General features: G+C 68.2%; 25 protein-coding genes. 19 read left to right on the plus strand and 6 right to left on the minus strand.

Going from position 1 to position 20,121, the window contains the following annotated elements; translation table 11 throughout:
* Positions 1-111: 111 nt before the first annotated feature.
* The 3 genes from hda to N5C18_RS19895 are packed head-to-tail and all read right to left on the minus strand — an operon-like array spanning position 112 to position 3,112.
* The gene (gene hda, locus N5C18_RS19885; protein ID WP_053511546.1) at positions 112-819 is read right to left on the minus strand and encodes a DnaA regulatory inactivator Hda; all 708 of its coding nucleotides are present in this window, start codon (positions 817-819) and stop codon (positions 112-114) included.
* On the minus strand, positions 819-1,988 hold the full coding sequence (locus N5C18_RS19890; RefSeq protein ID WP_006423004.1) for an AI-2E family transporter: 1,170 nt from the start codon (positions 1,986-1,988) through the stop codon (positions 819-821). Before N5C18_RS19890 ends, hda begins: the two co-directional genes overlap by 1 nt.
* Positions 1,985-3,112, minus strand: coding sequence for a DUF2066 domain-containing protein (locus tag N5C18_RS19895; RefSeq protein ID WP_230078980.1), 1,128 nt, complete (start codon positions 3,110-3,112; stop codon positions 1,985-1,987). Before N5C18_RS19895 ends, N5C18_RS19890 begins: the two co-directional genes overlap by 4 nt.
* Before the next feature lie 112 nt (positions 3,113-3,224).
* Between N5C18_RS19895 and purM the strand changes: the two genes are divergently transcribed.
* From purM to N5C18_RS19925, 6 genes are all read left to right on the plus strand, one after another.
* Positions 3,225-4,283 carry a phosphoribosylformylglycinamidine cyclo-ligase gene (purM, locus tag N5C18_RS19900; RefSeq protein WP_053449018.1) on the plus strand — a complete coding sequence of 353 codons (1,059 nt, stop codon included), beginning with the start codon at positions 3,225-3,227 and terminating at the stop codon, positions 4,281-4,283.
* A gap of 20 nt (positions 4,284-4,303) precedes the next feature.
* Entirely contained in the window at positions 4,304-4,795 is a 492-nt protein-coding gene (locus tag N5C18_RS19905; RefSeq protein WP_053511544.1) for a hypothetical protein, read from the plus strand.
* Between the two features lie 7 nt (positions 4,796-4,802).
* A complete protein-coding gene (locus N5C18_RS19910; RefSeq protein ID WP_154582922.1) occupies positions 4,803-5,240 on the plus strand; it encodes a hypothetical protein in 438 nt (145 codons plus the stop codon).
* Complete coding sequence (gene purN / locus N5C18_RS19915) at positions 5,237-5,890, plus strand: phosphoribosylglycinamide formyltransferase (RefSeq protein WP_279945483.1); 654 nt, start codon at positions 5,237-5,239, stop codon at positions 5,888-5,890. The genes N5C18_RS19910 and purN overlap by 4 nt, the downstream gene beginning before the upstream one ends.
* Positions 5,891-5,957: 67 nt before the next feature.
* Positions 5,958-6,785, plus strand: coding sequence for a DUF3108 domain-containing protein (locus N5C18_RS19920; protein ID WP_053511541.1), 828 nt, complete (start codon positions 5,958-5,960; stop codon positions 6,783-6,785).
* 2 nt (positions 6,786-6,787) lie between these two features.
* Positions 6,788-7,471, plus strand: a complete 684-nt coding sequence (locus N5C18_RS19925) for a DUF3108 domain-containing protein (protein ID WP_053449013.1) — start codon at positions 6,788-6,790, stop codon at positions 7,469-7,471.
* Between the two features lie 122 nt (positions 7,472-7,593).
* Here N5C18_RS19925 and N5C18_RS19930 read toward each other — a convergent pair whose 3' ends face one another.
* Genes N5C18_RS19930 through N5C18_RS19940 form a run of 3 tightly spaced genes read right to left on the minus strand, consistent with a single transcriptional unit; the run spans position 7,594 to position 9,440 of the window.
* A complete protein-coding gene (locus N5C18_RS19930; protein WP_008268212.1) occupies positions 7,594-7,920 on the minus strand; it encodes a hypothetical protein in 327 nt (108 codons plus the stop codon).
* Entirely contained in the window at positions 7,917-9,188 is a 1,272-nt protein-coding gene (gene murA, locus N5C18_RS19935; RefSeq protein WP_006422851.1) for a UDP-N-acetylglucosamine 1-carboxyvinyltransferase, read from the minus strand. Before murA ends, N5C18_RS19930 begins: the two co-directional genes overlap by 4 nt.
* Before the next feature lie 21 nt (positions 9,189-9,209).
* Complete coding sequence (locus tag N5C18_RS19940; protein WP_021202589.1) at positions 9,210-9,440, minus strand: BolA family protein; 231 nt, start codon at positions 9,438-9,440, stop codon at positions 9,210-9,212.
* Positions 9,441-9,494: 54 nt separating this feature from the next.
* Between N5C18_RS19940 and N5C18_RS19945 the strand changes: the two genes are divergently transcribed.
* From N5C18_RS19945 to ptsP, 13 genes are all read left to right on the plus strand, one after another.
* Entirely contained in the window at positions 9,495-10,496 is a 1,002-nt protein-coding gene (locus tag N5C18_RS19945) for a KpsF/GutQ family sugar-phosphate isomerase (protein WP_053449010.1), read from the plus strand.
* Between the two features lie 65 nt (positions 10,497-10,561).
* Positions 10,562-11,110: an HAD hydrolase family protein gene (locus N5C18_RS19950; protein ID WP_053449009.1), complete on the plus strand. Its 549-nt coding sequence runs from the start codon at positions 10,562-10,564 to the stop codon at positions 11,108-11,110.
* Positions 11,107-11,682, plus strand: a complete 576-nt coding sequence (lptC, locus tag N5C18_RS19955) for an LPS export ABC transporter periplasmic protein LptC (RefSeq protein WP_279945484.1) — start codon at positions 11,107-11,109, stop codon at positions 11,680-11,682. The genes N5C18_RS19950 and lptC overlap by 4 nt, the downstream gene beginning before the upstream one ends.
* Positions 11,683-11,781: 99 nt before the next feature.
* Complete coding sequence (gene lptA / locus N5C18_RS19960) at positions 11,782-12,309, plus strand: lipopolysaccharide transport periplasmic protein LptA (RefSeq protein ID WP_053511539.1); 528 nt, start codon at positions 11,782-11,784, stop codon at positions 12,307-12,309.
* Positions 12,309-13,028 (plus strand): LPS export ABC transporter ATP-binding protein, encoded by a 720-nt coding sequence (gene lptB / locus N5C18_RS19965; RefSeq protein ID WP_053449007.1) that lies wholly within the window; start codon positions 12,309-12,311, stop codon positions 13,026-13,028. Before lptA ends, lptB begins: the two co-directional genes overlap by 1 nt.
* A gap of 40 nt (positions 13,029-13,068) precedes the next feature.
* Positions 13,069-14,490: an RNA polymerase factor sigma-54 gene (locus N5C18_RS19970; RefSeq protein WP_164242731.1), complete on the plus strand. Its 1,422-nt coding sequence runs from the start codon at positions 13,069-13,071 to the stop codon at positions 14,488-14,490.
* A 58-nt stretch (positions 14,491-14,548) separates the two neighbouring features.
* Positions 14,549-14,866 carry a ribosome-associated translation inhibitor RaiA gene (gene raiA, locus N5C18_RS19975; RefSeq protein ID WP_005415556.1) on the plus strand — a complete coding sequence of 106 codons (318 nt, stop codon included), beginning with the start codon at positions 14,549-14,551 and terminating at the stop codon, positions 14,864-14,866.
* Positions 14,867-14,887: 21 nt separating this feature from the next.
* On the plus strand, positions 14,888-15,340 hold the full coding sequence (locus N5C18_RS19980) for a PTS sugar transporter subunit IIA (protein WP_006422799.1): 453 nt from the start codon (positions 14,888-14,890) through the stop codon (positions 15,338-15,340).
* A complete protein-coding gene (gene hprK / locus N5C18_RS19985) occupies positions 15,337-16,287 on the plus strand; it encodes an HPr(Ser) kinase/phosphatase (RefSeq protein ID WP_004147299.1) in 951 nt (316 codons plus the stop codon). Before N5C18_RS19980 ends, hprK begins: the two co-directional genes overlap by 4 nt.
* A 25-nt stretch (positions 16,288-16,312) precedes the next feature.
* Complete coding sequence (gene rapZ, locus N5C18_RS19990; RefSeq protein WP_053511537.1) at positions 16,313-17,197, plus strand: RNase adapter RapZ; 885 nt, start codon at positions 16,313-16,315, stop codon at positions 17,195-17,197.
* A 408-nt stretch (positions 17,198-17,605) separates the two neighbouring features.
* Positions 17,606-17,998 (plus strand): PTS ascorbate IIA component, encoded by a 393-nt coding sequence (locus N5C18_RS19995; protein ID WP_006422749.1) that lies wholly within the window; start codon positions 17,606-17,608, stop codon positions 17,996-17,998.
* The gene (locus N5C18_RS20000; protein ID WP_005408385.1) at positions 17,991-18,260 is read left to right on the plus strand and encodes an HPr family phosphocarrier protein; all 270 of its coding nucleotides are present in this window, start codon (positions 17,991-17,993) and stop codon (positions 18,258-18,260) included. Before N5C18_RS19995 ends, N5C18_RS20000 begins: the two co-directional genes overlap by 8 nt.
* Before the next feature lie 2 nt (positions 18,261-18,262).
* Positions 18,263-20,032: a phosphoenolpyruvate--protein phosphotransferase gene (gene ptsP, locus N5C18_RS20005; RefSeq protein WP_274512078.1), complete on the plus strand. Its 1,770-nt coding sequence runs from the start codon at positions 18,263-18,265 to the stop codon at positions 20,030-20,032.
* The last annotated feature ends 89 nt before the right edge of the window (positions 20,033-20,121 follow it).

A 20,121-nucleotide genomic window follows, 5' to 3' on the forward strand; every position in this document is an offset into this window, starting at 1 on the left:
TCCCCGCAAGCCCACAGCGCCCCGCCTCCCCTCAGGAAGCCAGCTTTTGACGTTGACGTTGACGTTGCTTCGGCGGGTGCAGGGCGCAGCCCTGCAAAGCAAACCCCACCCTCAGTAGCGCGGCCGGCCTTCTTCCAGCACCTGGCGCAGGAACGGCACGGTGATCCGCCGCTTCGCCGCCAGCGACTCGCGGTCCAGCCAATCCAGCAGCGTGATCAATCCACCCAGCTCGCGCCCGGTGTGCGACAGCAGCCACTCGATGGCCGCCTCGTCAATCGCCAGGCCCCGGCGCAGCGCGCGCTCGCGCAGCACCGCCGCGCGGCCTTCCTCGTCCAGCGGCTGCAGCAGCACGCGCACGCACTGGCCAAGCCGCGAACGCAGGTCCGGCAGCAGCAGGCCCAGTTCGCCCGGTGCCTTCTGCGCCGTGTACAGCACGGTCACACCGGCAGCGCGCGCGCGGTTGTGGAAATCGAACAGCGCGATCTCGTCTTCGCGGTTGCCGGCCACCTCGTCCAGGCCGTCCAGCGCCACCAGCTCGCGCGACTCCAGCCCATCCAGCGCGGCGCGCACGCGGCCCGCAGCGCTGGCCAGCGGCACGTAGGTCGGCAGGCGGCCGGCCTGCTCGGCACTGGAACACATCGCCAGCGCCTGATGGGTCTTGCCCGTACCCGCCGCGCCTTCCAGGTAGACCCAATCGTGGCTGGCGCCGACCGCGATCGCACGCAGCTGCGCCAGCGCGCCATCCGGCGCGCCGATGAAGGTCTCCAGGCGCTGGTCCCGCGGGTAATGCAGGGCCAGCGGCAGTTGCGGCACACCCATCACTTCAGGTCGGGGCCCTTGTCATCCGGAAGAATGATATGAGGCTGGTCGACCACGCCATCAAGCACGATCGCCGGCTTCTCACCCACGTACAGCTCGCTCTGGCGGTAGCGCTGGTGGGCATAACGCAGCAGCACGTTGGTCACCGCCGCCACCGGCAGCGCCAGCAGCATGCCGAGGAAGCCGAACAGCTGGCCACCGGCCATCACCGCGAAGATCACCGCCACCGGGTGCAGGCCGATCTTGTCGCCAACGATGCGCGGGGTCAGCACGTAGCTTTCCAGCAGCTGGCCGACGGTGAACACCACGCCGACCAGGATCAGCAGCTTCAGGTCGAAGCCCTGTGCCTGCACCAGCGCGGCCACCACCGCCATCAGGATGCCGGTGGTCGCGCCCAGGTACGGGATGAAGCTGATCAGCCCGGCAATCAGGCCGATCAGCAGGCCCAGCTTCAGGCCGACCAGCGACAGGCCGCCGGCGTAGATGACGCCCAATGCCAGCATCACCAGGAACTGGCCGCGGATGAACGCGCCCAGCACCTCGTTGGACTCACGCGCCAGCGCGCTGATGGTGCCGATGTGGTTGCGCGGGATCACCGACGCCACCCGTTCGACCAGCTTGTCCCAGTCGCGCAGGAAGTAGAACGCCAGGATCGGCAGCAGCAGGATGTTGACCACCCAGGTCACCATCGCGAAACCCGAGCGCGAGACGTAGCCCATGAAGGTGGTGGCGAAGCCGCCGGCCTGCTGCCAGTGGCTGCGCACCCATTCGATCAGTCGGTCCGGATCCAGCCACTGCATCACTTCCAGGCCGGTCTTCTGCTCGAACCAGGGAATCCCCTTCTCCATCAGCCACGCCTGTGCCTGCGGCGCGACCGCGATCAGGGTGGTGATCTGGCGCTCGATCATCGGCACCAGCACCAGCAGCAGGGCCACGATCACCAGCACCATCGCCGCGAACACCAGCACCACGCCGGTCATGCGCGAGCGGCCGGTGGCCTCGATGCGGTCGACCAGCGGGTCGCCCAGCCAGGCCAGCGCCAGCGCCAGCACGAACGGGGTCAGGATCGGCGCCAGCAGCCACACCACCCAGCCGACCAGGCCGGCGAACAGGATGTACTTCAGGCGGCGCAGGAACTGCGCGATTTCCGCTTCAGGGGTCAGGGTCATCGCAGGCGGTACTCGTTGCTGACCGGCGCGGCGACCGGAGTACCGGTGGTGTCATCGATCGGGGTCGGCAGGGCCGGCAGCGGCGCGCTCGGCACCAGCACGCCGTTGTCGCCCAGCATGCGGTTGAAGCCGGCCAGGCCGGTGGTCATCTCCAGGCTCAGCTCCAGCTGGCTTGCCGAGGCGTGCAGCGGGGTGACGTTGCGCACCACCGGCACGTCGCGCAGGCCGGCGGCCAGGCGCAGGTAGTCGTCGGCGCTGTTGATGCCGGTCACCACCACGCGATAGGTCCCGGCCTGGCCGGTGGCCACGCCCGCCTTGGCGTAACGCTTGACCAGCGCATCGGCGGCACCGTCGGCGCCGGCGGCCATCGCGCGCATGGCGTTGGCGTCCTTGCTGGTCCACTTGTTCAGTTCACGGCCGTTGTCGACGAACACCCAGTCCGCCTGCCAGCCGCCATTGGCGCGGTACAGCTTGCCGATCAGCTGCATCGGCGGCGAATAGCGCGAGGAGGCGCGGGCCACGGCGGCACTGTCCTGGCGCCAGATGGCCCCGGCCAGCGCCTGCTCGGCGGCGCCGCCGCTGGGCAGGCCCAGCTTGTAGCCACGCTCGATGGCGCGGTTCAGCAGCGGGCGGGCGGCATTGGCCTGCTGCACGCTGACCAGGCGCGGGCCGCTGCCGTCATCGACCGCCAGCCACAGCACCGGCTTCGGCCGCGGCTGCGGCCACAGCGGCAGGCCCAGCGCCGACACCAGTGAATCCACGTCATCCTCGCGGAAGCGCGCCACCAGCAGGGTACGGAAGCTGGGGGCGCCACTGGCGCTCACGCTCTGGTCCTGCTTGTAGTCGTAGCTGGCCACGTAGTCCTTGGCATTGCGCAGTGCCTGCACCACGCCGGGGCGGGACATCACGCTGCGATCGCCGGACAACTTGCCCAGAACCACGCTCAGCGCGCGGGCCAGGGCGCCGTTGCGATCGGCTTCGGCCTGGCTGTTGACGGGCACTTCTGCCTCGTACGCGCCAGTGGCGGTGGCGACATCACCCTCGGTGCGCAGGCCGCTCTGGGCCATCGTGGCCACCGGCAGGCTCAGTGCAATGAGCAGGGTCAGAATCAGGCTGCGGCGCATCAGGACATCCATTGGCTCGACGTATCCGGGGGGAATTGTTGCCCGAATACGGACTTTGCGCCAATGCGGCCTGTTAAAATCGCCCGTTCAACCCCTGCCAGCGCCGACGCCCGTGACCAACACCCCGTCTTCCGCCCCCTCCCCCCTCACCTACCGTGACGCGGGTGTCGACATCGACGCCGGCAACGAGCTGGTCGAGCGGATCAAGCCCCTGGTCAAGCGCAGCTTCCGCCCGGAAGTGATGGGCGGCCTGGGTGGCTTCGGCGCCCTGTTCGACCTGTCCAACAAGTACCGCGAGCCGGTGCTGGTGTCGGGTACCGACGGCGTGGGCACCAAGCTGAAGCTGGCCCACCAGCTGAACCGCCACGATACGATCGGCATCGACCTGGTCGCCATGTGCGTGAACGACGTGCTGGTGCAGGGCGCCGAGCCGCTGTTCTTCCTGGACTATTTCGCCACCGGCAAGCTGGACATCGACACCGCCGCGGCGGTCGTGGGCGGCATCGCCAACGGCTGCACCGAGGCCGGCTGCGCGCTGATCGGCGGCGAAACCGCTGAAATGCCCGACATGTACGCCCCGGGCGAGTACGACCTGGCCGGCTTCACCGTCGCCGCGGTCGAAAAGAGCGAACTGAAGGATGGCGCCAGCGTCGCCGCCGGTGACGTGCTGATCGGCATCGCTTCGTCCGGCCCGCACTCCAACGGCTATTCGCTGGTGCGCCGCATCTACGACCGCGCCGGCCAGCCGGCCGATCTGGAGCTGGAAGGCGGCGTGAAGCTGGTCGATGCGCTGATGGCGCCGACCCGCCTGTACGTGAAGCCGATCCTGTCGCTGCTGAAGTCGCACGGCGACGCCATCCACGGCATGGCCCACATCACCGGTGGCGGCCTGACCGAGAACATCATCCGCGTGGTGCCCGAAGGCCTCGGCCTGGACATCCAGGCGTCGTCCTGGACCCTGCCGCCGGTGTTCCAGTGGCTGCAGAAGGAAGGCGCAGTGGCCGACAGCGAGATGTGGCGCACCTTCAACTGCGGCATCGGCTTCGTGCTGATCGTTGCACCGGACCAGCTCGCTGCCGTGTCCGACGCGGTCAAGGCGCAGGGCCTGGAGCACTGGACCATCGGCCAGGTGGTCAGCGCCGAAGGCGCCGAGCGCGTCCACATCGGCTGATCGCACACCCAGGAGCCCGCATGGACGCAACGCCCCCCTTGTCCCCCGCCCCGCTGCCGCCGCCTCTGGCGACGGCGCCGGTGTTCAGCGCGCAGGATGCCGACCACCTGCGCATGCTGTCCATCGCGCACTACGTGGTTGGCGGCCTGATCGCGCTGTTCTCGCTGATCTTCATCCTCCACATCGTGCTGGGCATCAGCGCACTGACCGGCCACCTGCCGATGAACTCCGGTGGCCAGCCCACGTCGCCGGCCGAGCAGCGCCTGTTCGGCTGGATGTTCACCATCATCGGCTGCGTCATCGTGTTCGGTGGCGTGACGCTCGGCGCGTTCGTCGCCTATGCCGGGCGCTGCCTGGCCGGCCGCCGCCGCTACCTGCTGTGCCTGATCGTGGCCGGCCTGGCCTGCCTGTTCGCGCCGCTTGGCACGGTGCTGGGGGTGTTCAGCCTGATCATCCTGCTGCGTCCGCAGGTGAAGGCGGCCTTCGAAGCCAACGTTCCTTCCCGCAGCTGAGATTTCCATGGCTTCCGTCCCGCCCCCGTTGAACGTGCCGCCTGGCTGGACCGCGCTCCAGATCGGCGGCCACCTGCACACGCTCAGGATCCTGTTCTGCGTCTACGGCGGCATCCAGCTGGCGCTGTCCGTTGTCCTGCTGATGGCCGCACTGGGTGGCTACATCAGCGAAAGCCGGACCCCCACGGTGGGCATGTCGCCTGTGCTGCTGGCGGCGATCCTCGCTGTCGCGGCGCTGGCCATCGGTGCACTGGGCATACTCAGCCTGACCGCTGCGAACCGGCTGGGGCAGCGCTGCCAGCGCACGTTGTGCCTGGTGGCGGCCGGTGCCGCCTGCCTGGGCGGCGCGCTGGGCATCGCGCTGGGCGTATACGCCCTGATCGTGCTGCTGCGTGCGGATGTCGCCGCCAGCTTCAGCGAACCAGGCGGCGCGGTGGTCGCATGACCGCTCGCATTGCGGTACTGGCCTCCGGCCGTGGCAGCAATCTGCAGGCCATCCTCGACGCGATCGGCGACGGCCGCCTGCCGGCCGACGTGGTCGGCGTGTTCTCCGACCGTCCAGGTGCCGCAGCGCTGCAGCGGGTGACACCGGGCCTGCGCTGGGCACACGCGCCGAAGGAGTTCAGCGACCGCGCCGCCTATGAGCAGGCGCTCGGCGATGCCGTGCAGGCATCGGCGCCGGACTGGATCGTCTGTGCCGGCTACATGCGCATCCTGGGGGCTGCCTTCGTGCAGCGCTTCGAGGGCCGCCTGGTCAACATCCACCCCTCGCTGCTGCCGCTGCACAAGGGCCTGGACACCCATGCGCGGGCCTTGGAAGCCGGCGATGCCGAGCACGGCGCCAGCGTTCACCTGGTGGTACCGGAACTGGATGCCGGGGCGGTGCTGGCGCAGGTACGGGTGCCGGTGGGGCCCGGCGACGATGCGCAGGCGCTGGCCGAGCGCGTGCTGGCGGTGGAGCACCCGTTGCTGATCGCCACCCTGCAGCTGCTGTGCGCCGGCCGCCTGGCTGAACGGGGAGGACAGCCCCAGCTGGACGGTCACCCCCTGTTTAGCCCGTTGGCCCTAGATTCCGCCGGGAACCTGAACCGGTAACGCCCGTGCACACGCCCCGCTGACTGCGGGGCTGGCATCCTGCCCCTCCCTGCGGTCCCTGTCCTTCATGAAGACCACGACCCTGCTGTCCACTTCGCTGCTGCTGTCGCTGGCTGTATTGCCCGCTGCGGGCTGGGGCCAGGCGCAAGCGCCTGCCGCCTCGCCTTCCCCGGCGCCGGTGCCTGCCGTGCAGCCGCCTGCCGAGCCGGCGGCGCCGGTGTTGCCTGCGCTGGCGTGGGAACCACCGCCGCTGCAGCCGTTCACCGCCACCTACCAGGCGTTCTACAAGAGCAAGGAGGCCGGCGACGCCAGCATGCAGGTCACCCACACCGGCGGCAGCCAGTGGCGGGTCGACATGCAGGTGGTCGGCCGCCGCGGCTTTGCCAGCGTGCTCGGCCTGAACATCGAGCAGAGCACGGTGTTCGAGGAACGCGGCGGTGTCTACGCGCCACTGAGCCAGAGCACGGTGCGCAAGGGCCTGTTCCTCGGCAAGAAGGCCGTGGGCACCTACAACTGGCAGGCCGGTACCGCGCAGTGGACCGGTGACGTGAAGAAGGAACGCGCGCAACCGATCCCGCTGCAGCCCGGCGACCAGAGCGCGCTGCTGATCAACCTGGCGATCATGCGCGATGCGCGCCCGGGTGCCACCATGCACTACCGCTACGTGGACATGGGCAAGGTCCGCCAGCATGACTACCAGGCCGCGCAGCAGACCGAGAACGTCGAAGTCGGCGACCTGTCCTACAACGCGCTGCGGGTCTACCGGACCAACGGCGGCAACAATGAAACCATCCTCTGGATCGCCAACGGTGTCCCCACCCCGGTGCGCATCCTGCAACGCGAAGACGGCGAAGACCGCGTCGACCTCCGCCTGATCGAATACCAAGGAGTCTGAGCATGAGCACCCTGACCCGCCCCCTCACCTGGATCGCCGCGGCCGCCCTGTCGATGGCCAGCCTGCCGGCCATGGCCCTGCAGCCGTTCAAGGCCGATTACCTGGCCAGCTACATGGGCATGCAGGCCAATGGCAGCATGACCCTGAGCAGCGAGGGAGCCAACAAGTGGCGCTACACGCTGCAGGTGAAGAACCAGCTGGCCGACCTGAGCCAGAGCACCGTGTTCGAAGAAGTGCGCGGCCAGCTGCGCCCGCTCAGCAGCCAGGACCGTTCGGCGCTGCTGGTGAAGAAGCGCAACGTGCAGGCCAACTACAACTGGAACAGCAACCAGGCCACCTGGACCGGCGACATCAAGCCGGACCGCGCCGGCCCGATCGCACTGAAGGCCGGTGACATGGATGCACTGCTGATCAACCTGGCGATCGCCCGCGACCTGGCCGCCGGCAAGCCGCTGACCTATCGCATGGTTGACGAAGGGCGCATCAAGAACATGACCTACCGCGTGATCGGCAAGGAGTCGATCACCGTGGGTGGCAAGAGCTACGAAGCCACCAAGGTCTCGCGTGCCGACGGCAACAAGGAACTGATCGCCTGGATCGTCCCCGAGTTCCCGGTGCCGGCGCGCATGCTGCAGCGTGAGAACGATCGCGACGCGCTGGACCTGACCATCAAGGCGATGAACTGACGCGCGAACCGGTAGTGCCGGCCGCTGGCCGGCATTCTCGCGATGCTCCACGAGGTTCATGGGGCTGCCGGCCAGCGGCCGGCACTACCGAAAGGAAAACGCCCGCTTTCGCGGGCGTCTTCTTATTTCTTCTGTTCGGCCGGCTTCGCTTCCGCCGGCGTGAACTCGGTGCGGCAGTCCACGCGGATCTGCTCGCCCGTGCTGCGCCAGACGAAGGTGCGGCAATGGCGGTTGCCGTCCTGGCTGTCGTTCACCGCAACCGCGTAGAACGACTCGATGATCTCGTCACGCGAGACGGTGCCATCGCCGTTCCAGTCCATGTCCTTCTGCTCGATGCCCTGGGTGATGGCGATGTTGGCGTACCAGGCGTAGCCCAGCCACGCCAGCACGATCAGCACCAGCGCCAGCAGCGCCTTGCGACGCGGGCTGAACTTGCCGCGCAGGATCATGGCACGCGCCGGATGGTGGCACCGAGCGAAGACAGCTTCTCTTCGATGTTCTCGTAGCCACGATCAAGGTGGTAGATGCGGTCGATGGTGGTGTCACCGTCGGCCATCAGGCCGGCCAGGATCAACGACGCCGACGCGCGCAGGTCGGTGGCCATCACCGGCGCACCACTCAGGCGTTCGTGGCCACGGGCAATGGCCGTGTGGCCTTCGACCTGGATGTCCGCGCCCAGCCGCAGCAGTTCGTTGACGTGCATGAAACGGTTCTCGAAGATCGTTTCATTGATCACGCCCACGCCGTCGGCCACGCAGTTGAGCGCCATGAACTGCGCCTGCATGTCGGTCGGGAACGCCGGGTACGGCGCGGTGGTCAGGTTGACCGCCTTCGGCCGCTTGCCCTGCATGTCCAGGGTGATGCTGTCATCGGTGGTCTCGATCTTCGCACCGGCCTCGACCAGCTTGGACAGCACGGCGTCCATGGTGTTCGGGCGCGCACGATTCACGGTGACCTTGCCACCGGTCATCGCCGCGGCCACCAGGAAGGTGCCGGTCTCGATGCGGTCGGGCAGCACTTCATGGCGGCCACCGGACAGGCGCTCGACGCCTTCGATGACCAGGCGCGCGGTGCCCAGGCCTTCGATCTTCGCGCCCAGCGCGATCAGGCAGTGCGCCAGATCGGTCACTTCCGGTTCCATCGCGCAGTTGTCGAGAATGGTGGTGCCTTCGGCCAGCACCGCGCCCATCAGCACGTTCTCGGTGCCGGTGACGCTGACCATGTCGAAGGTGAAATGACCGCCCTTCAGGCGCTTGGCCGAGGCCTTGATGAAGCCGTTCTCGACCACGATCTCGGCGCCCAGCGCCTGCAGGCCCTTGATGTGCTGGTCGACCGGGCGCGAACCGATCGCGCAGCCGCCCGGCAGCGACACTTCCGCAGCGCCGAAGCGGGCCAGCAGCGGGCCCAGCACCAGGATCGAGGCGCGCATGGTCTTGACCAGCTCGTACGGCGCCACATGCTGGTTCACAGGACGCGGATCGACCACGATCGCGCTGCCGCGCGACAGCGTGCCCTGGTCGATGGTGACCTTGGCGCCCAGTTCGCCCAGCAGTTTCACCGTGGTGACCACGTCATGCAGGTGCGGCACGTTGGTGATCTCCACCGGCGCATCGGCCAGCAGGGTCGCGCAGAGAATGGGGAGGACGGCGTTCTTGGCGCCGGAGATGCTTACTTCACCGTGCAGCGCAGCGCCGCCGGTCACAACGATCTTGGCCATGTATTCGGGATCTTCTGCGGTTCAGCCGGCTTCGGCCGGGGTCACGGTTTTCAGCGCCAGTGCGTGGATCGCACCGCCCATCAGGTCGCCCAGGGTGGCATAGACCATCCGGTGGCGGGCCAGCGGCATCTTGCCGGCAAAGGCCTCGCAGACCACGGTCGCTTCGAAATGCACGCCATCGTCGCCACGCACGTCGGCGCGGGCGCCGGGCAGGCCGGTTTCGATCAGATTGCGGATGGTGTCGGCGTCCAACGGGCTTTCCTAATAAAATGAGCGCTCATTCTACTTCCGCTGCGTGGCGTCCGCATGGCCGAGCCTCTCCTGCCCTCCCGTTCCGTCGACCCGGCCAGCCTGGTCGCCAGCGGCCGCCGTGTCTTCGACATCGAGCAGCAGGCCCTGAATGCGGTCGCTGCCCGCCTCGGCGAAGCGTTCCAGCAGGCCTGCCAGGCGATCCTGTCCAGCCGCGGCCGGGTGGTTGCCACCGGCATGGGCAAGTCCGGCCACATCGCCCGCAAGATCGCCGCCACCCTGGCCTCCACCGGCACCCCGGCGTTCTACGTGCACCCGGGCGAGGCGGGCCATGGCGACCTGGGCATGATCACCGAGGACGACGTGGTGCTGGCCCTGTCCTATTCGGGCGAGTCGGACGAAGTCCTGATGCTGCTGCCGGTGCTCAAGCGCCAGGGCAACCTGCTGATTTCCATGACCGGACGCCCGCAGTCCAGCCTGGCCGCCGCCGCCGACATTCACCTGGATGTCAGCGTGCCGGCCGAAGCCTGCCCGCTGGACCTGGCCCCGACCTCCAGCACCACCGCGTCGCTGGCAATGGGCGATGCGCTGGCCGTGGCCCTGCTCGATGCGCGCGGCTTCACCGCCGACGATTTCGCCCGTTCACACCCGGCCGGCAGCCTCGGCCGCCGCCTGCTGCTGCACATCACCGATGTCATGCACACCGGCGACGACCTGCCCACGGTCGGTGCCGGCGCCAGCCTCAGCGAAGCACTCATGGAAATGAGCCGCAAACGGCTGGGCATGACCGCCGTGGTCGATGCCGACGGCGTCCTGATCGGCCTGTTCACCGACGGCGACCTGCGCCGCGCGCTGGACAGCGCGCTGGACGTGCGTACCGCGAAGATCGCCGATGTGATGACCCGCAACCCACGTACCATCGGCGCCGACCAGCTGGCCGTCGAGGCCGCGCGGTTGATGGAGACCCACAAGATCACCGGCCTGATCGTGGTCGATGGCCAGGGCCGCGCGGTCGGTGCCCTGAACATTCATGACCTGTTGCGGGCGCGGGTGGTTTAACCGACAGTCCGTAGACCCCATTCAGTCTGTATCGTCCATCCGCCCACACCGAGCCTGCCGCCCTGATGCCCTGGTCCCCGCTGCCCGCCTTTCCCGCCCACCTGCATGCCGCCGCGGCCCGTATCCGCCTGGCGTGCTTCGACGTGGACGGCACCCTCACCGACGGTCGGCTGTACTACGACAAGGACGGCAATGAGAGCAAGGCGTACTTCGTGCAGGATGGCCTGGGCCTGAAACTGCTGCAGCAGCACGGCATCCATCCCGTGCTGATCACCGCGCGCAACAGCCAGTCCGCGCTGCGCCGTGGCGCCGATCTCGGCATCGACACCCAGATCGCCGTCGGCGACAAGCTGGCCAGCGTGCAGGCGCTGTGCGCGCAGCACGGCATCGGCCTGGAACAGGTGGCCTTCATGGGTGACGACCTGCCGGACCTGGCGCCACTGGGTGCGGTGGGCCTGGCCGTGGCGCCTGCCAACGCGCACCCGTGGATCGCCGAGCGCGTGCACTGGCAGACCCGCACCGAGGGCGGGCGTGGCGCTGCACGTGAACTGTGCGACGTCCTGCTGGCCGCCCAGGGCCACGTGGACGCCGTCCTGGCGAGGTTCAGCGCATGAACCGGCCGACCCTGAACTGGCGCACCGTGCTCGGCATCGGCCTGCTGCTGGCCGCGCTGCTCAGCAGCTGGGCAGCGCTGCGCAACCGTGACAAGGGACCGGCCAACGGCGGCAACGAGGTCGGCGTGGACTACATCCTGCACGACTTCACCATCGTGGCCCTGGACGAGCAGGGCAAGGAATCGACCACCCTGCGCGCACCGCTGCTGGAGCGCCAGCGCGGTGACCAGACCATCAGCATCTCGACCCCGCTGTTCGAAATGCCCGACAAGGACGGCAAGCACTGGACGCTGCGTTCGGAGACCGGCTGGCTCAGCGCCAAGGGCGACGAAATGAAGCTGCGTGGCAACGTCGCAGGCGACAGTCCCGCCGGCCCGGGCGTGCCGCCCACCACCTTCCGCACCGACCACCTGGACGTGTTTCCGAAGGAAAGCCGTGCCCGCACCGACGCGCTGGTGACCATGACCCGGCCCGGGATGGAACAGTCCGGCGTCGGCTTCGAGGTGGATTCGAAGAACAACACGTATCATTTCCTCAGCCAGTCCAAGGGCCGCTACACGCCCCGACACTGATCCCGCCGCCAGCCTGCGACGTCCCCGGACAGGCGCAAGGCCGGCAGCCCCTCCCCGCCCCCGGTTTCCGGGAGCCCTCCACCGGTACAACGGACCCCGATGAAGATTCCCTTTGCAGCCGTACTCGCGCTCGCACTTGTTGTGCCCAGCGCCGCCTTCGCCAAGTCCACCGACCGCAACGAAGACATGCACATCGATTCCGGCGCCCAGTCGGGCATGCTCACCGGCGACGGCAAGACCGTGCTGTCGCAGGGCGTGATCATCACCCAGGGCACGCTGGACCTGCGCTCGTCCGAGGCCGAGATCTACCTCAAGGACGGCGAGCCCGTGCGTGCGGTGTTCACCGGCAAGCAGGCCACCATGAAGCAGCAGCTCGACGATGGCACCTGGATGGACGCGGTGGCCGATCGCATCGACTACGACATCAAGACCGAGATCATCACCCTGACCGGCAACTACAAGGTCACCAGCGCGCGCGGCACCAACGCGGGCCAGCGCATGGTCTACAACACCCGCAGCGGTGAGATGAACTCCGGTGGCGACGGCAGCCGCGTGCGCACCGTCATTCCGCCGAAGAACAAGAACCCGGCCGCACAGCCGGCCAAGCCTGCCGGGAGCAAGAAGTAATGCTTGTCGCCAAGGGCCTGCGCAAACGCTACAAGCAGCGTGAAGTCGTCAAGGACTTCGGGCTGACCCTCGATGCCGGTGAAGTGGTCGGCCTGCTGGGCCCCAACGGTGCCGGCAAGACCACCTGCTTCTACATGATCGTCGGCCTGGTCGCGGCCGATGCGGGCAGCATCGTGCTCGACGGCCGCGACATCACCGGCGACCCGATGTACACCCGCGCCAAGCAGGGCGTGGGCTATCTGCCGCAGGAGCCCTCGGTGTTCCGCAAGCTGACCGTGGCCGACAACATCCGCCTGGTGCTGGAACTGCGCGAGGACCTAGATTCGGCCGGCCGCGAACGCGAACTGAGCAGCCTGCTCGACGAACTGCAGCTGGGCCACGTTGCCGACCAGCTCGGCGCCAGCCTGTCCGGTGGCGAACGCCGTCGGTGCGAGATCGCCCGTGCACTGGCCGCGCAGCCGCGCCTGATCCTGCTCGACGAGCCGTTCGCCGGCGTCGATCCGATTTCGGTCGGCGAGATCCAGCGCATCGTCACCCATCTCAAGCAGCGTGGCATCGGCGTGCTGATCACCGATCACAACGTGCGCGAGACCTTGGGAATCTGCGACCGCGCGTATATCCTCGCCGAGGGTGCCGTACTGGCCCAGGGCTCGCCGGAGGCGATCCTGGACAACGCCGACGTACGCCGCGTCTACCTTGGGGATTCGTTCAAGCTGTGACGGCGGGCACCCGGGCACTTTCCATCCTTTCGGCACAGGTATGAAGACTCGGCTGCAGACATCGTTGGGACAGCAGCTGGTGCTCACGCCCCAGCTGCAGCAGGCGATCAAGCTGCTGCAGATGTCCACCACCGAGCTGGAGCTGGAAATCGCCCAGGCCGTGGAAAGCAATCCGCTGCTGGACTGGGCCGACAGCAACGACAACGGCGCCACCAGCGAAGGTGGCGATGGCAGCGACGGCGACACCGCCGCCGAACCCAGCGGGAACGGCGACGACTGGGCGCCGGCTGAACTGGACTGGAGCGCCGCCGGCAGTGGCGGCAGTTTCGATGACGACGACGACAACGGCAGCGCCGCCGAGCGCGTGGCCGAAAGCGAGACGCTGGCCGATCACCTGCTGTGGCAGCTGCACCTGTCTCATCTGTCCGCACGCGATCGCAGCATCGGGGCCGCGCTGATCGATGCGCTGGACGACGATGGCTACCTGCGGGAACCGCTGGCGGCCATCGCCGAAACGCTGCTGCCCAGCATCCATGCGGACCAGGACGAGATCCTCGCCGTGCTGCATCGCATCCAGCGTTTCGATCCGGTCGGCGTGGCCGCACGCACGCTCGGTGAATGCCTGCAGCTGCAACTGGACGTGTTGCCCGCCGACACGCCAGGGCTGGTGTTGGCGCGACAGATTGCCGCAGGCCCACTGGAACGGTTGCCTCGCAGCGGCGTTGCCGGGCTCGCCCATGAACTGAAGCAAGCGCCGGCCGACGTCGAGACCGCAGTCAACCTGCTGCGTTCGCTGGACCCGCGTCCAGGCACGCAGATTGCGCCGCTTTCGCAGGACACCTACGTGGTGCCCGACGTGGTGGTGTGGCGGCAGAACGGCGTCTGGCGCGCGGCACTGGCCGGCCATGCCGGGCCGAAGGTGGTGATCCACCGCGGCTACGAACAGCTCATCCGCCGCTGTGGCGAGGCCGATGCCGGCTATCTTCGCGCGCAGCTGCAGGAGGCGCGCTGGCTGCTGAAAGGGCTGCAGCAGCGCGGCGAAACCCTGCTGCGGGTGGTGCGCAGCCTGATCCTGCAGCAGGCCGGATTCCTCGAGTTCGGCGAACAGGCGCTGCGCCCGCTGACCCTGCGCGAGATCGCCACCGAGCTCGGCCTGCACGAATCGACGATATCGCGTGCGATCGCGCGCAAGCATGTGCGCACGCCGCGCGGCACCCTGCCGCTGCGCGCCTTCTTCGCGTCGGGCATCGATACCGAGGGCGGCGGCGAGGCGTCCAGCACGGCCATCCAGGCCATGATCCGGCGGCTGATCGACGACGAGAACCCGCGCAAGCCGCTTTCTGACGCCAAGCTGGCTGACCTGCTCAAATCGTCGGGAATTCCAGTAGCGCGACGCACCGTGGCGAAGTATCGTGAAGCCATGAACATTTCCGCCTCGCACGAAAGGGTCAGAATCGCTTGACGCGCCGCCGCGCCCGGCGGAGAGGTTCATTGGCACATCCGAACACAGGAGAAACCCGATGCGCATCGAAACGTTTGGCAAAGATGTCGAAGTCACCCCGGCCCTGCAGTCCTATGTAGAGGAGAAGCTGGCCCGGATCGGAAAACACTTCGACCAGCACTGCGAAGCGCGGGTGACCCTCAAGCTGCAGAAGACCGAGCATCACGTCGACGCCAGCCTCAACATCCCGGGGCAGACCCTGCACGCCGAGGCCGGCGGCCAGACCATGTATGCCGCGATCGACCTGCTTGCGGACAAGCTTGACCGCCTTGTGATCAAGCACAAGGAGAAAAAACAGCAGCACGCGCCGCTGCCGGTGGGCGACAATGGTGGCTGATCGCCACTGTTCCCCGCAGACATGCCCCTGACTGACCTCCTGGCGGCCGTGCAGACCCAGCTCTGCACGGCCACCGACCGCGACAGCGTCCTGCAGGCCGCCGCCGGGCTGCTGGCCTGCCGCCAGGCCAATGCCGAACAGATCTACCTGAACCTGTGCCAGCGCGAAGCGCTGGGCAGTACCGCGATCGGCCACGGCATCGCCATTCCCCACGGCCGCGCGCCGACCCTGGACCGCCCCCGTGGCGCCCTGCTGCGGCTGGCGACCCCGGTCGACTTCGGTGGCGACGAGCCGGTGGACCTGGTGTTTGCGATGGCCGTCCCCGCCCACTACACCCACCAGCACCTGATGCTGCTGTCCGAGCTGGCCGAGTTGTTCTCCGCGCCCGACATCCGCCAGGCGCTGCGCGCGGCCGGCGATGCCCGGGCCCTGCGCCAGGCCCTTGAGCTGACGCCACCTGCGAGCGCCGCATGAATACCAGCATCACCGCCCGTGAACTGTTCGAACAGCAGCGCGAGCGGCTGGGGCTGCGCTGGGCCGCCGGCAAGTCCGGCGAGAAGCGTGAACTGGAGGCCGGCAATACGGTCTCGCGGCGGCCCTCGCTGGCCGGCTACCTCAATGCGATCTACCCCAACAAGGTGCAGATTCTCGGCACCGAGGAGCTGTCCTGGCTGGACGCGCTGGAACCGCGCCAGCGCTGGGAGACCATCGAGAAGATCATGCAGTCGCACCCGCTGGCGCTGGTGCTGACCCGCAACCAGCCCTGCCCGGAAGACCTGCGCGCCGCCGCGGACGAGTCCGGTACGCCGCTGTGGCTGTCCCCCAAGCGCGGCCACGAACTGCTCAACCACCTGTCCTACCATCTGGCGCGCACGCTGGCACCACGCGTGATCCTGCATGGCGTGTTCATGGAGATCTACTCCATCGGCGTGCTGATCACCGGTGAAGCCGGGTCGGGCAAGAGCGAACTGGCGCTGGAGCTGCTCAGCCGCGGCCATCGCCTGGTGGCCGACGATGCACCCGAATTCACCCAGATCGCCCCCGACGTGCTCGACGGTACCTGCCCCGAACTGCTGCAGGACCTGCTGGAAGTGCGTGGGCTGGGCGTGCTGAACGTGCGCGAGATGTTCGGCGACACGGCTGTAAAGAAGAACAAGTACCTTCGGTTGATCGTCCATCTGACCAAACCGATGACCGAACCCACGCCACATGGCTACGAGCGCCTGACCGGCGATTCGGGTACCCGCCATGTGCTGGACCTGGACGTCCCGCTGATCACCCTGCCGGTGATGCCTGGCCGCAACCTGGCCGTGCTGACCGAGGCGGCCACCCGCCTGCATATCCTGCGCACCAAGGGCATCGATCCGGCGGCGATGTTCATCGCCCGCCACAGCAATCTGCTGGAACGGCGAACGCCCTGACCCCTGTCTTTCGAAGAGCCCGTCCATGAGCACCGCCACCCCCACCGCCCCGACCCTGATCATCGTCAGCGGCCTGTCCGGCTCGGGTAAATCCGTGGCCCTGAAGACCTTCGAGGACCAGGACTACTACTGCTCGGACAACCTGCCGATCAATCTGCTCCCGGATTTCGTGCGCAGCCTGCTGGCCAACCACGACGGCAGCGCGCCGCGCCGGCTGGCGGTGGGCATCGACGTGCGCGGCCAGGCCGATCTTGGCCAGTTGGGCGACTGGCGGCGACTGGCCACCGACGCCGGCGTGGAGGTGAAGGTACTGTTCTTCGAGGCCAGCGACGAAACGGTGCTCAAGCGCTATGCCGACACCCGTCGCCGGCATCCGCTGAGCCAGCTGGGCCTGTCGCTGCCCGAAGCGATCGCACGCGAGCGCGTGCTGACCGCCCCGCTGCGCCGCGAGGCCGATGCGGTGATCGACACCAGCGCGCTCAACGTGCACCAGCTGCGGCGACGGATCATCACCGAGTTCACCCTGGACCACGCCACCCGGCTGTCGCTGCTGTTCGAATCGTTCGCCTACAAGCGCGGCGTGCCGGCCGAGGCGGACTTCGTGTTCGACGCGCGCGTGCTGCCCAACCCGCACTGGGACCCGGAACTGCGCGCGCTGAGCGGCCGCGAGCCGGGCGTGCGCGACTACCTGGAAGCGCAGCCCGACGTGCAGCGCTACCTGGCCCAGCTGATGGACTTTCTCGATACCTGGCTGCCCAAACTGGGCGACGGCACCCGCAGCTACGTGACCGTGGCGTTCGGCTGTACCGGCGGCAAGCATCGCTCGGTGTTCCTGGCCGAGCGCATGGCCCGCCACGCACGCGAGATGGGCTGGGAAGACGTGGCGACCTACCACCGCGAACAGGATTGAGGGGGCGGCCGGGCTGCACCCGGCACCCGCGGTAGTGCCGGCCGCTGGCCGGCAACCTCAACAGCAAATGCAGCATTCCGTGGGAAGACGGGGCGGGTCCGGTTGCGGGGGACGCCGTAAACCCATCCATGGGGGCTTGGCCGCGGCATCCATGCCGCGGACACCCCCGCAACCGGACCCACCCCGCCTCTGACAGATTCCGTGTGCTGTTGGTGGGTGTCGACCTTGGTCGACACGATGGATCCACGCCATGCGTGGATGAACCTCTGGCAGGCATCGGAAAGACGGACAGGGTCGGATCGCTTTTTCGGCGAAACGGGGATGCCACCCGGGCAACGCTGAATACGGGACACAGTGCCCCTCTCCTGCTGCTATCGCCGATTCACCTTGACCTGTTAACGTGCAGTAATGACCTGTGGCATTCTCCTCGTAACACATCCCGGGGTCGGGACCGCCCTGCTTGAGGTGGCGACCCGGCTCCTGCGGCAATTGCCGCTGAAGACCGAAGCTTTCGAAGTACCGTTCGACGCAGACCTGGACGCCCTGCTCCCGCTCGCCTCGGCCGCCCTGCGGCGGGTCGACGGTGGGGAAGGCGTGCTGATCCTGACCGACCTGTACGGCGCCAGCCCCGCCAACCTTGCCGGGCAGCTGGCCCGGCTGGGGACCCCGGTTCGCCGGGTGTCGGCGCTGAGCCTGCCGATGTTGCTGCGGGTGATGAATTATCCGGAACAGGGACTGGATCAACTGCCCGCCACAGCCGCGGCGGGTACCCGTAATGGAGCGATAGTCGACGATGCTTGAACGAGAACTCACCGTGAGCAACCGCCTGGGGCTGCATGCCCGGGCCACCGCCAAGCTGGTGCAGACCCTGGCGCCGTTCCGCTGCAACGTGACCATGGCCGCCAAGGGCCGTGAGATCAACGCCAAAAGCATCATGGGCGTGATGCTGCTGGCTGCCGGCCAGGGCACTCCGGTCACCGTGCGCATCAACGGCGAGGACGAAGCCGCCGCGATGGAGGCGGTGGTCGGCCTGTTCGAACGCCGTTTCGACGAGGACAGCTGAGCGTGCCACGCGCACGCGCCGGCCAGCTCCCCTCCGGCCAGCGGCCGGTGCAGCTGCTGGCCGGCCATGGCGCAGCGCGCGGCACGGCCATGGGCCGCGCCCGCGTGCGCCTGCCGCATGCCCTGGAGGTGGCCGAACAGCGTGTCGCCGCCCACCAGGTCGAGGCCGAGCTCGCGCGCCTGCACCATGCGGTGGATGCGGCGCGCACGGAAATGCACGAGCTGCGCCAGCGCCTGCATGGGGCACTGAACCAGGAAGTGGGCGAGTTCCTAGACCTGCACGCGCTGCTGCTGGACGACCCCGAGCTGCTGTATGGCCTGGACGAACTGATCCGCAGCGGCCCGTACAGCGCCGGCTATGCGCTGCGCCTGCAGCGCGACCGCCTGGCCAGGGTCTTCGATGGCATGGACGATGCCTACCTGAAGAGCCGCATGGACGACCTGGACCATGTGATCGGCCGCATCCACGCCTTCCTGCAACCCGAGCGCCCGCCGGTGATGAAGGGCCTGGCCGGCGAGATCCTGGTCTGCGACAACATCGCCCCGTCCGAGCTGGCGCAGCTGCAGGCACAGGGCGTGGTCGGCATCGTCACCGCCGCCGGCAGCGCGCTGTCGCACAGTGCGATCCTGGCACGCAGCCTGCACCTGCCGCTGATCGTCAACGTACCGCAGCTGCTCAGCCGCATCGCCGATGGCGACGTGCTGATCATCGACGGCGCCGACGGCAGCATCACGGTCAACCCGCAGGCCGACAACCTGCGTGACTACCGCGCGCGGCTGAAAGAGCATGCGCGCGAACAGCGCGAGCTGGGCCGCCTGCGCAGCAAGCCCAGCCGTACCCGCGACCAGGTCGACATCGCCCTGCTGGCCAACGCCGAATCGCTGGAGGATGTGACCCAGGCGCATGCGCTGGGCGCGCAGGGGCTGGGCCTGTACCGCACCGAATTCCTGTTTCTGCAGCGCAACGAGCTGCCGGACGAGGAAGAACAGTTCCAGACCTACCGCGATGCCGCGCTGGGCATGAGCGGGCGTCCGGTCACCATCCGCACGCTCGACCTGGGCGCGGACAAGGCCGATCGCACCGGCCTTACCTTGAGCAACGAAGAGAATCCGGCACTGGGCCTGCGCGGCGTGCGCCTGTCGCTGGCGCGGCCGAAGGTGGCCGACACCCAGCTGCGCGCGATCCTGCGCGCCTCGGCTTACGGCAAGCTGCGCGTGCTGGTTCCGATGGTCAGTACCCGCGAGGAGCTGCTGGCGGTGCGCCGGCGCATGCTCAAGCTGACCGAACAGCTGCGCGGCGAGGGCCACATGGTGTCCGACCATGTGCCGCTGGGCGCGATGATCGAAGTCCCCGCGGCCGCACTGGCGCTGGAGAGCTTCATCGATCTGGTCGATTTCCTGTCGATCGGTACCAACGACCTGGTGCAGTACCTGCTCGCCGCCGACCGCAACAACGAGGCGCTGGGCGAGCTCTACTCGCCGTTGCATCCGGCCGTGCTGCGGCTGCTGCAGATGGTGATCGACACCGGTGCGCGCCATCGCATCCCGGTGGCAGTCTGCGGCGAGATGGCCGGCGATGCCCGGATGACGCCACTGCTGCTGGCGCTGGGCCTGAGCGAGTTCAGCCTGCATCCCGGTACGTTGCTGGAGGTGCGCCGGGCGATCCGCGAGGCCGACCTGGGCGCCTTGCGCGCCCGCGCGACGAAGCTGCTGGCCGCGCGCGACCGCCGCGGCATCGAGCGCTGGCTGGCACTGGTGGCAGACACGCCCTGACCACCCAGGGTAGTGCCGGCCGCTGGCCGGCAACCTCATGAACTTCGATGAGGACGATTGCCGGCCAGCGGCCGGCACTACCCTCACCC

It is taken from the genome of Stenotrophomonas sp. GD03930 (assembly GCF_029839665.1).
GTDB lineage: Bacteria > Pseudomonadota > Gammaproteobacteria > Xanthomonadales > Xanthomonadaceae > Stenotrophomonas > Stenotrophomonas forensis.

Bases quoted from the DNA above. Each gene is read 5' to 3' on its own strand.
- hda (WP_053511546.1), bottom strand. From the start codon at position 819: ATGGGTGTGCCGCAACTGCCGCTGGCCCTGCATTACCCGCGGGACCAG.
- N5C18_RS19890 (WP_006423004.1), bottom strand. From the start codon at position 1,988: ATGACCCTGACCCCTGAAGCGGAAATCGCGCAGTTCCTGCGCCGCCTG.
- N5C18_RS19895 (WP_230078980.1), bottom strand. From the start codon at position 3,112: ATGCGCCGCAGCCTGATTCTGACCCTGCTCATTGCACTGAGCCTGCCG.
- N5C18_RS19905 (WP_053511544.1), top strand. From the start codon at position 4,304: ATGGACGCAACGCCCCCCTTGTCCCCCGCCCCGCTGCCGCCGCCTCTG.
- N5C18_RS19910 (WP_154582922.1), top strand. From the start codon at position 4,803: ATGGCTTCCGTCCCGCCCCCGTTGAACGTGCCGCCTGGCTGGACCGCG.
- purN (WP_279945483.1), top strand. From the start codon at position 5,237: ATGACCGCTCGCATTGCGGTACTGGCCTCCGGCCGTGGCAGCAATCTG.
- N5C18_RS19920 (WP_053511541.1), top strand. From the start codon at position 5,958: ATGAAGACCACGACCCTGCTGTCCACTTCGCTGCTGCTGTCGCTGGCT.
- N5C18_RS19925 (WP_053449013.1), top strand. From the start codon at position 6,788: ATGAGCACCCTGACCCGCCCCCTCACCTGGATCGCCGCGGCCGCCCTG.
- N5C18_RS19930 (WP_008268212.1), bottom strand. From the start codon at position 7,920: ATGATCCTGCGCGGCAAGTTCAGCCCGCGTCGCAAGGCGCTGCTGGCG.
- murA (WP_006422851.1), bottom strand. From the start codon at position 9,188: ATGGCCAAGATCGTTGTGACCGGCGGCGCTGCGCTGCACGGTGAAGTA.
- N5C18_RS19945 (WP_053449010.1), top strand. From the start codon at position 9,495: ATGGCCGAGCCTCTCCTGCCCTCCCGTTCCGTCGACCCGGCCAGCCTG.
- N5C18_RS19950 (WP_053449009.1), top strand. From the start codon at position 10,562: ATGCCCTGGTCCCCGCTGCCCGCCTTTCCCGCCCACCTGCATGCCGCC.
- lptC (WP_279945484.1), top strand. From the start codon at position 11,107: ATGAACCGGCCGACCCTGAACTGGCGCACCGTGCTCGGCATCGGCCTG.
- lptA (WP_053511539.1), top strand. From the start codon at position 11,782: ATGAAGATTCCCTTTGCAGCCGTACTCGCGCTCGCACTTGTTGTGCCC.
- lptB (WP_053449007.1), top strand. From the start codon at position 12,309: ATGCTTGTCGCCAAGGGCCTGCGCAAACGCTACAAGCAGCGTGAAGTC.
- N5C18_RS19970 (WP_164242731.1), top strand. From the start codon at position 13,069: ATGAAGACTCGGCTGCAGACATCGTTGGGACAGCAGCTGGTGCTCACG.
- raiA (WP_005415556.1), top strand. From the start codon at position 14,549: ATGCGCATCGAAACGTTTGGCAAAGATGTCGAAGTCACCCCGGCCCTG.
- N5C18_RS19980 (WP_006422799.1), top strand. From the start codon at position 14,888: ATGCCCCTGACTGACCTCCTGGCGGCCGTGCAGACCCAGCTCTGCACG.
- hprK (WP_004147299.1), top strand. From the start codon at position 15,337: ATGAATACCAGCATCACCGCCCGTGAACTGTTCGAACAGCAGCGCGAG.
- rapZ (WP_053511537.1), top strand. From the start codon at position 16,313: ATGAGCACCGCCACCCCCACCGCCCCGACCCTGATCATCGTCAGCGGC.
- N5C18_RS19995 (WP_006422749.1), top strand. From the start codon at position 17,606: ATGACCTGTGGCATTCTCCTCGTAACACATCCCGGGGTCGGGACCGCC.
- N5C18_RS20000 (WP_005408385.1), top strand. From the start codon at position 17,991: ATGCTTGAACGAGAACTCACCGTGAGCAACCGCCTGGGGCTGCATGCC.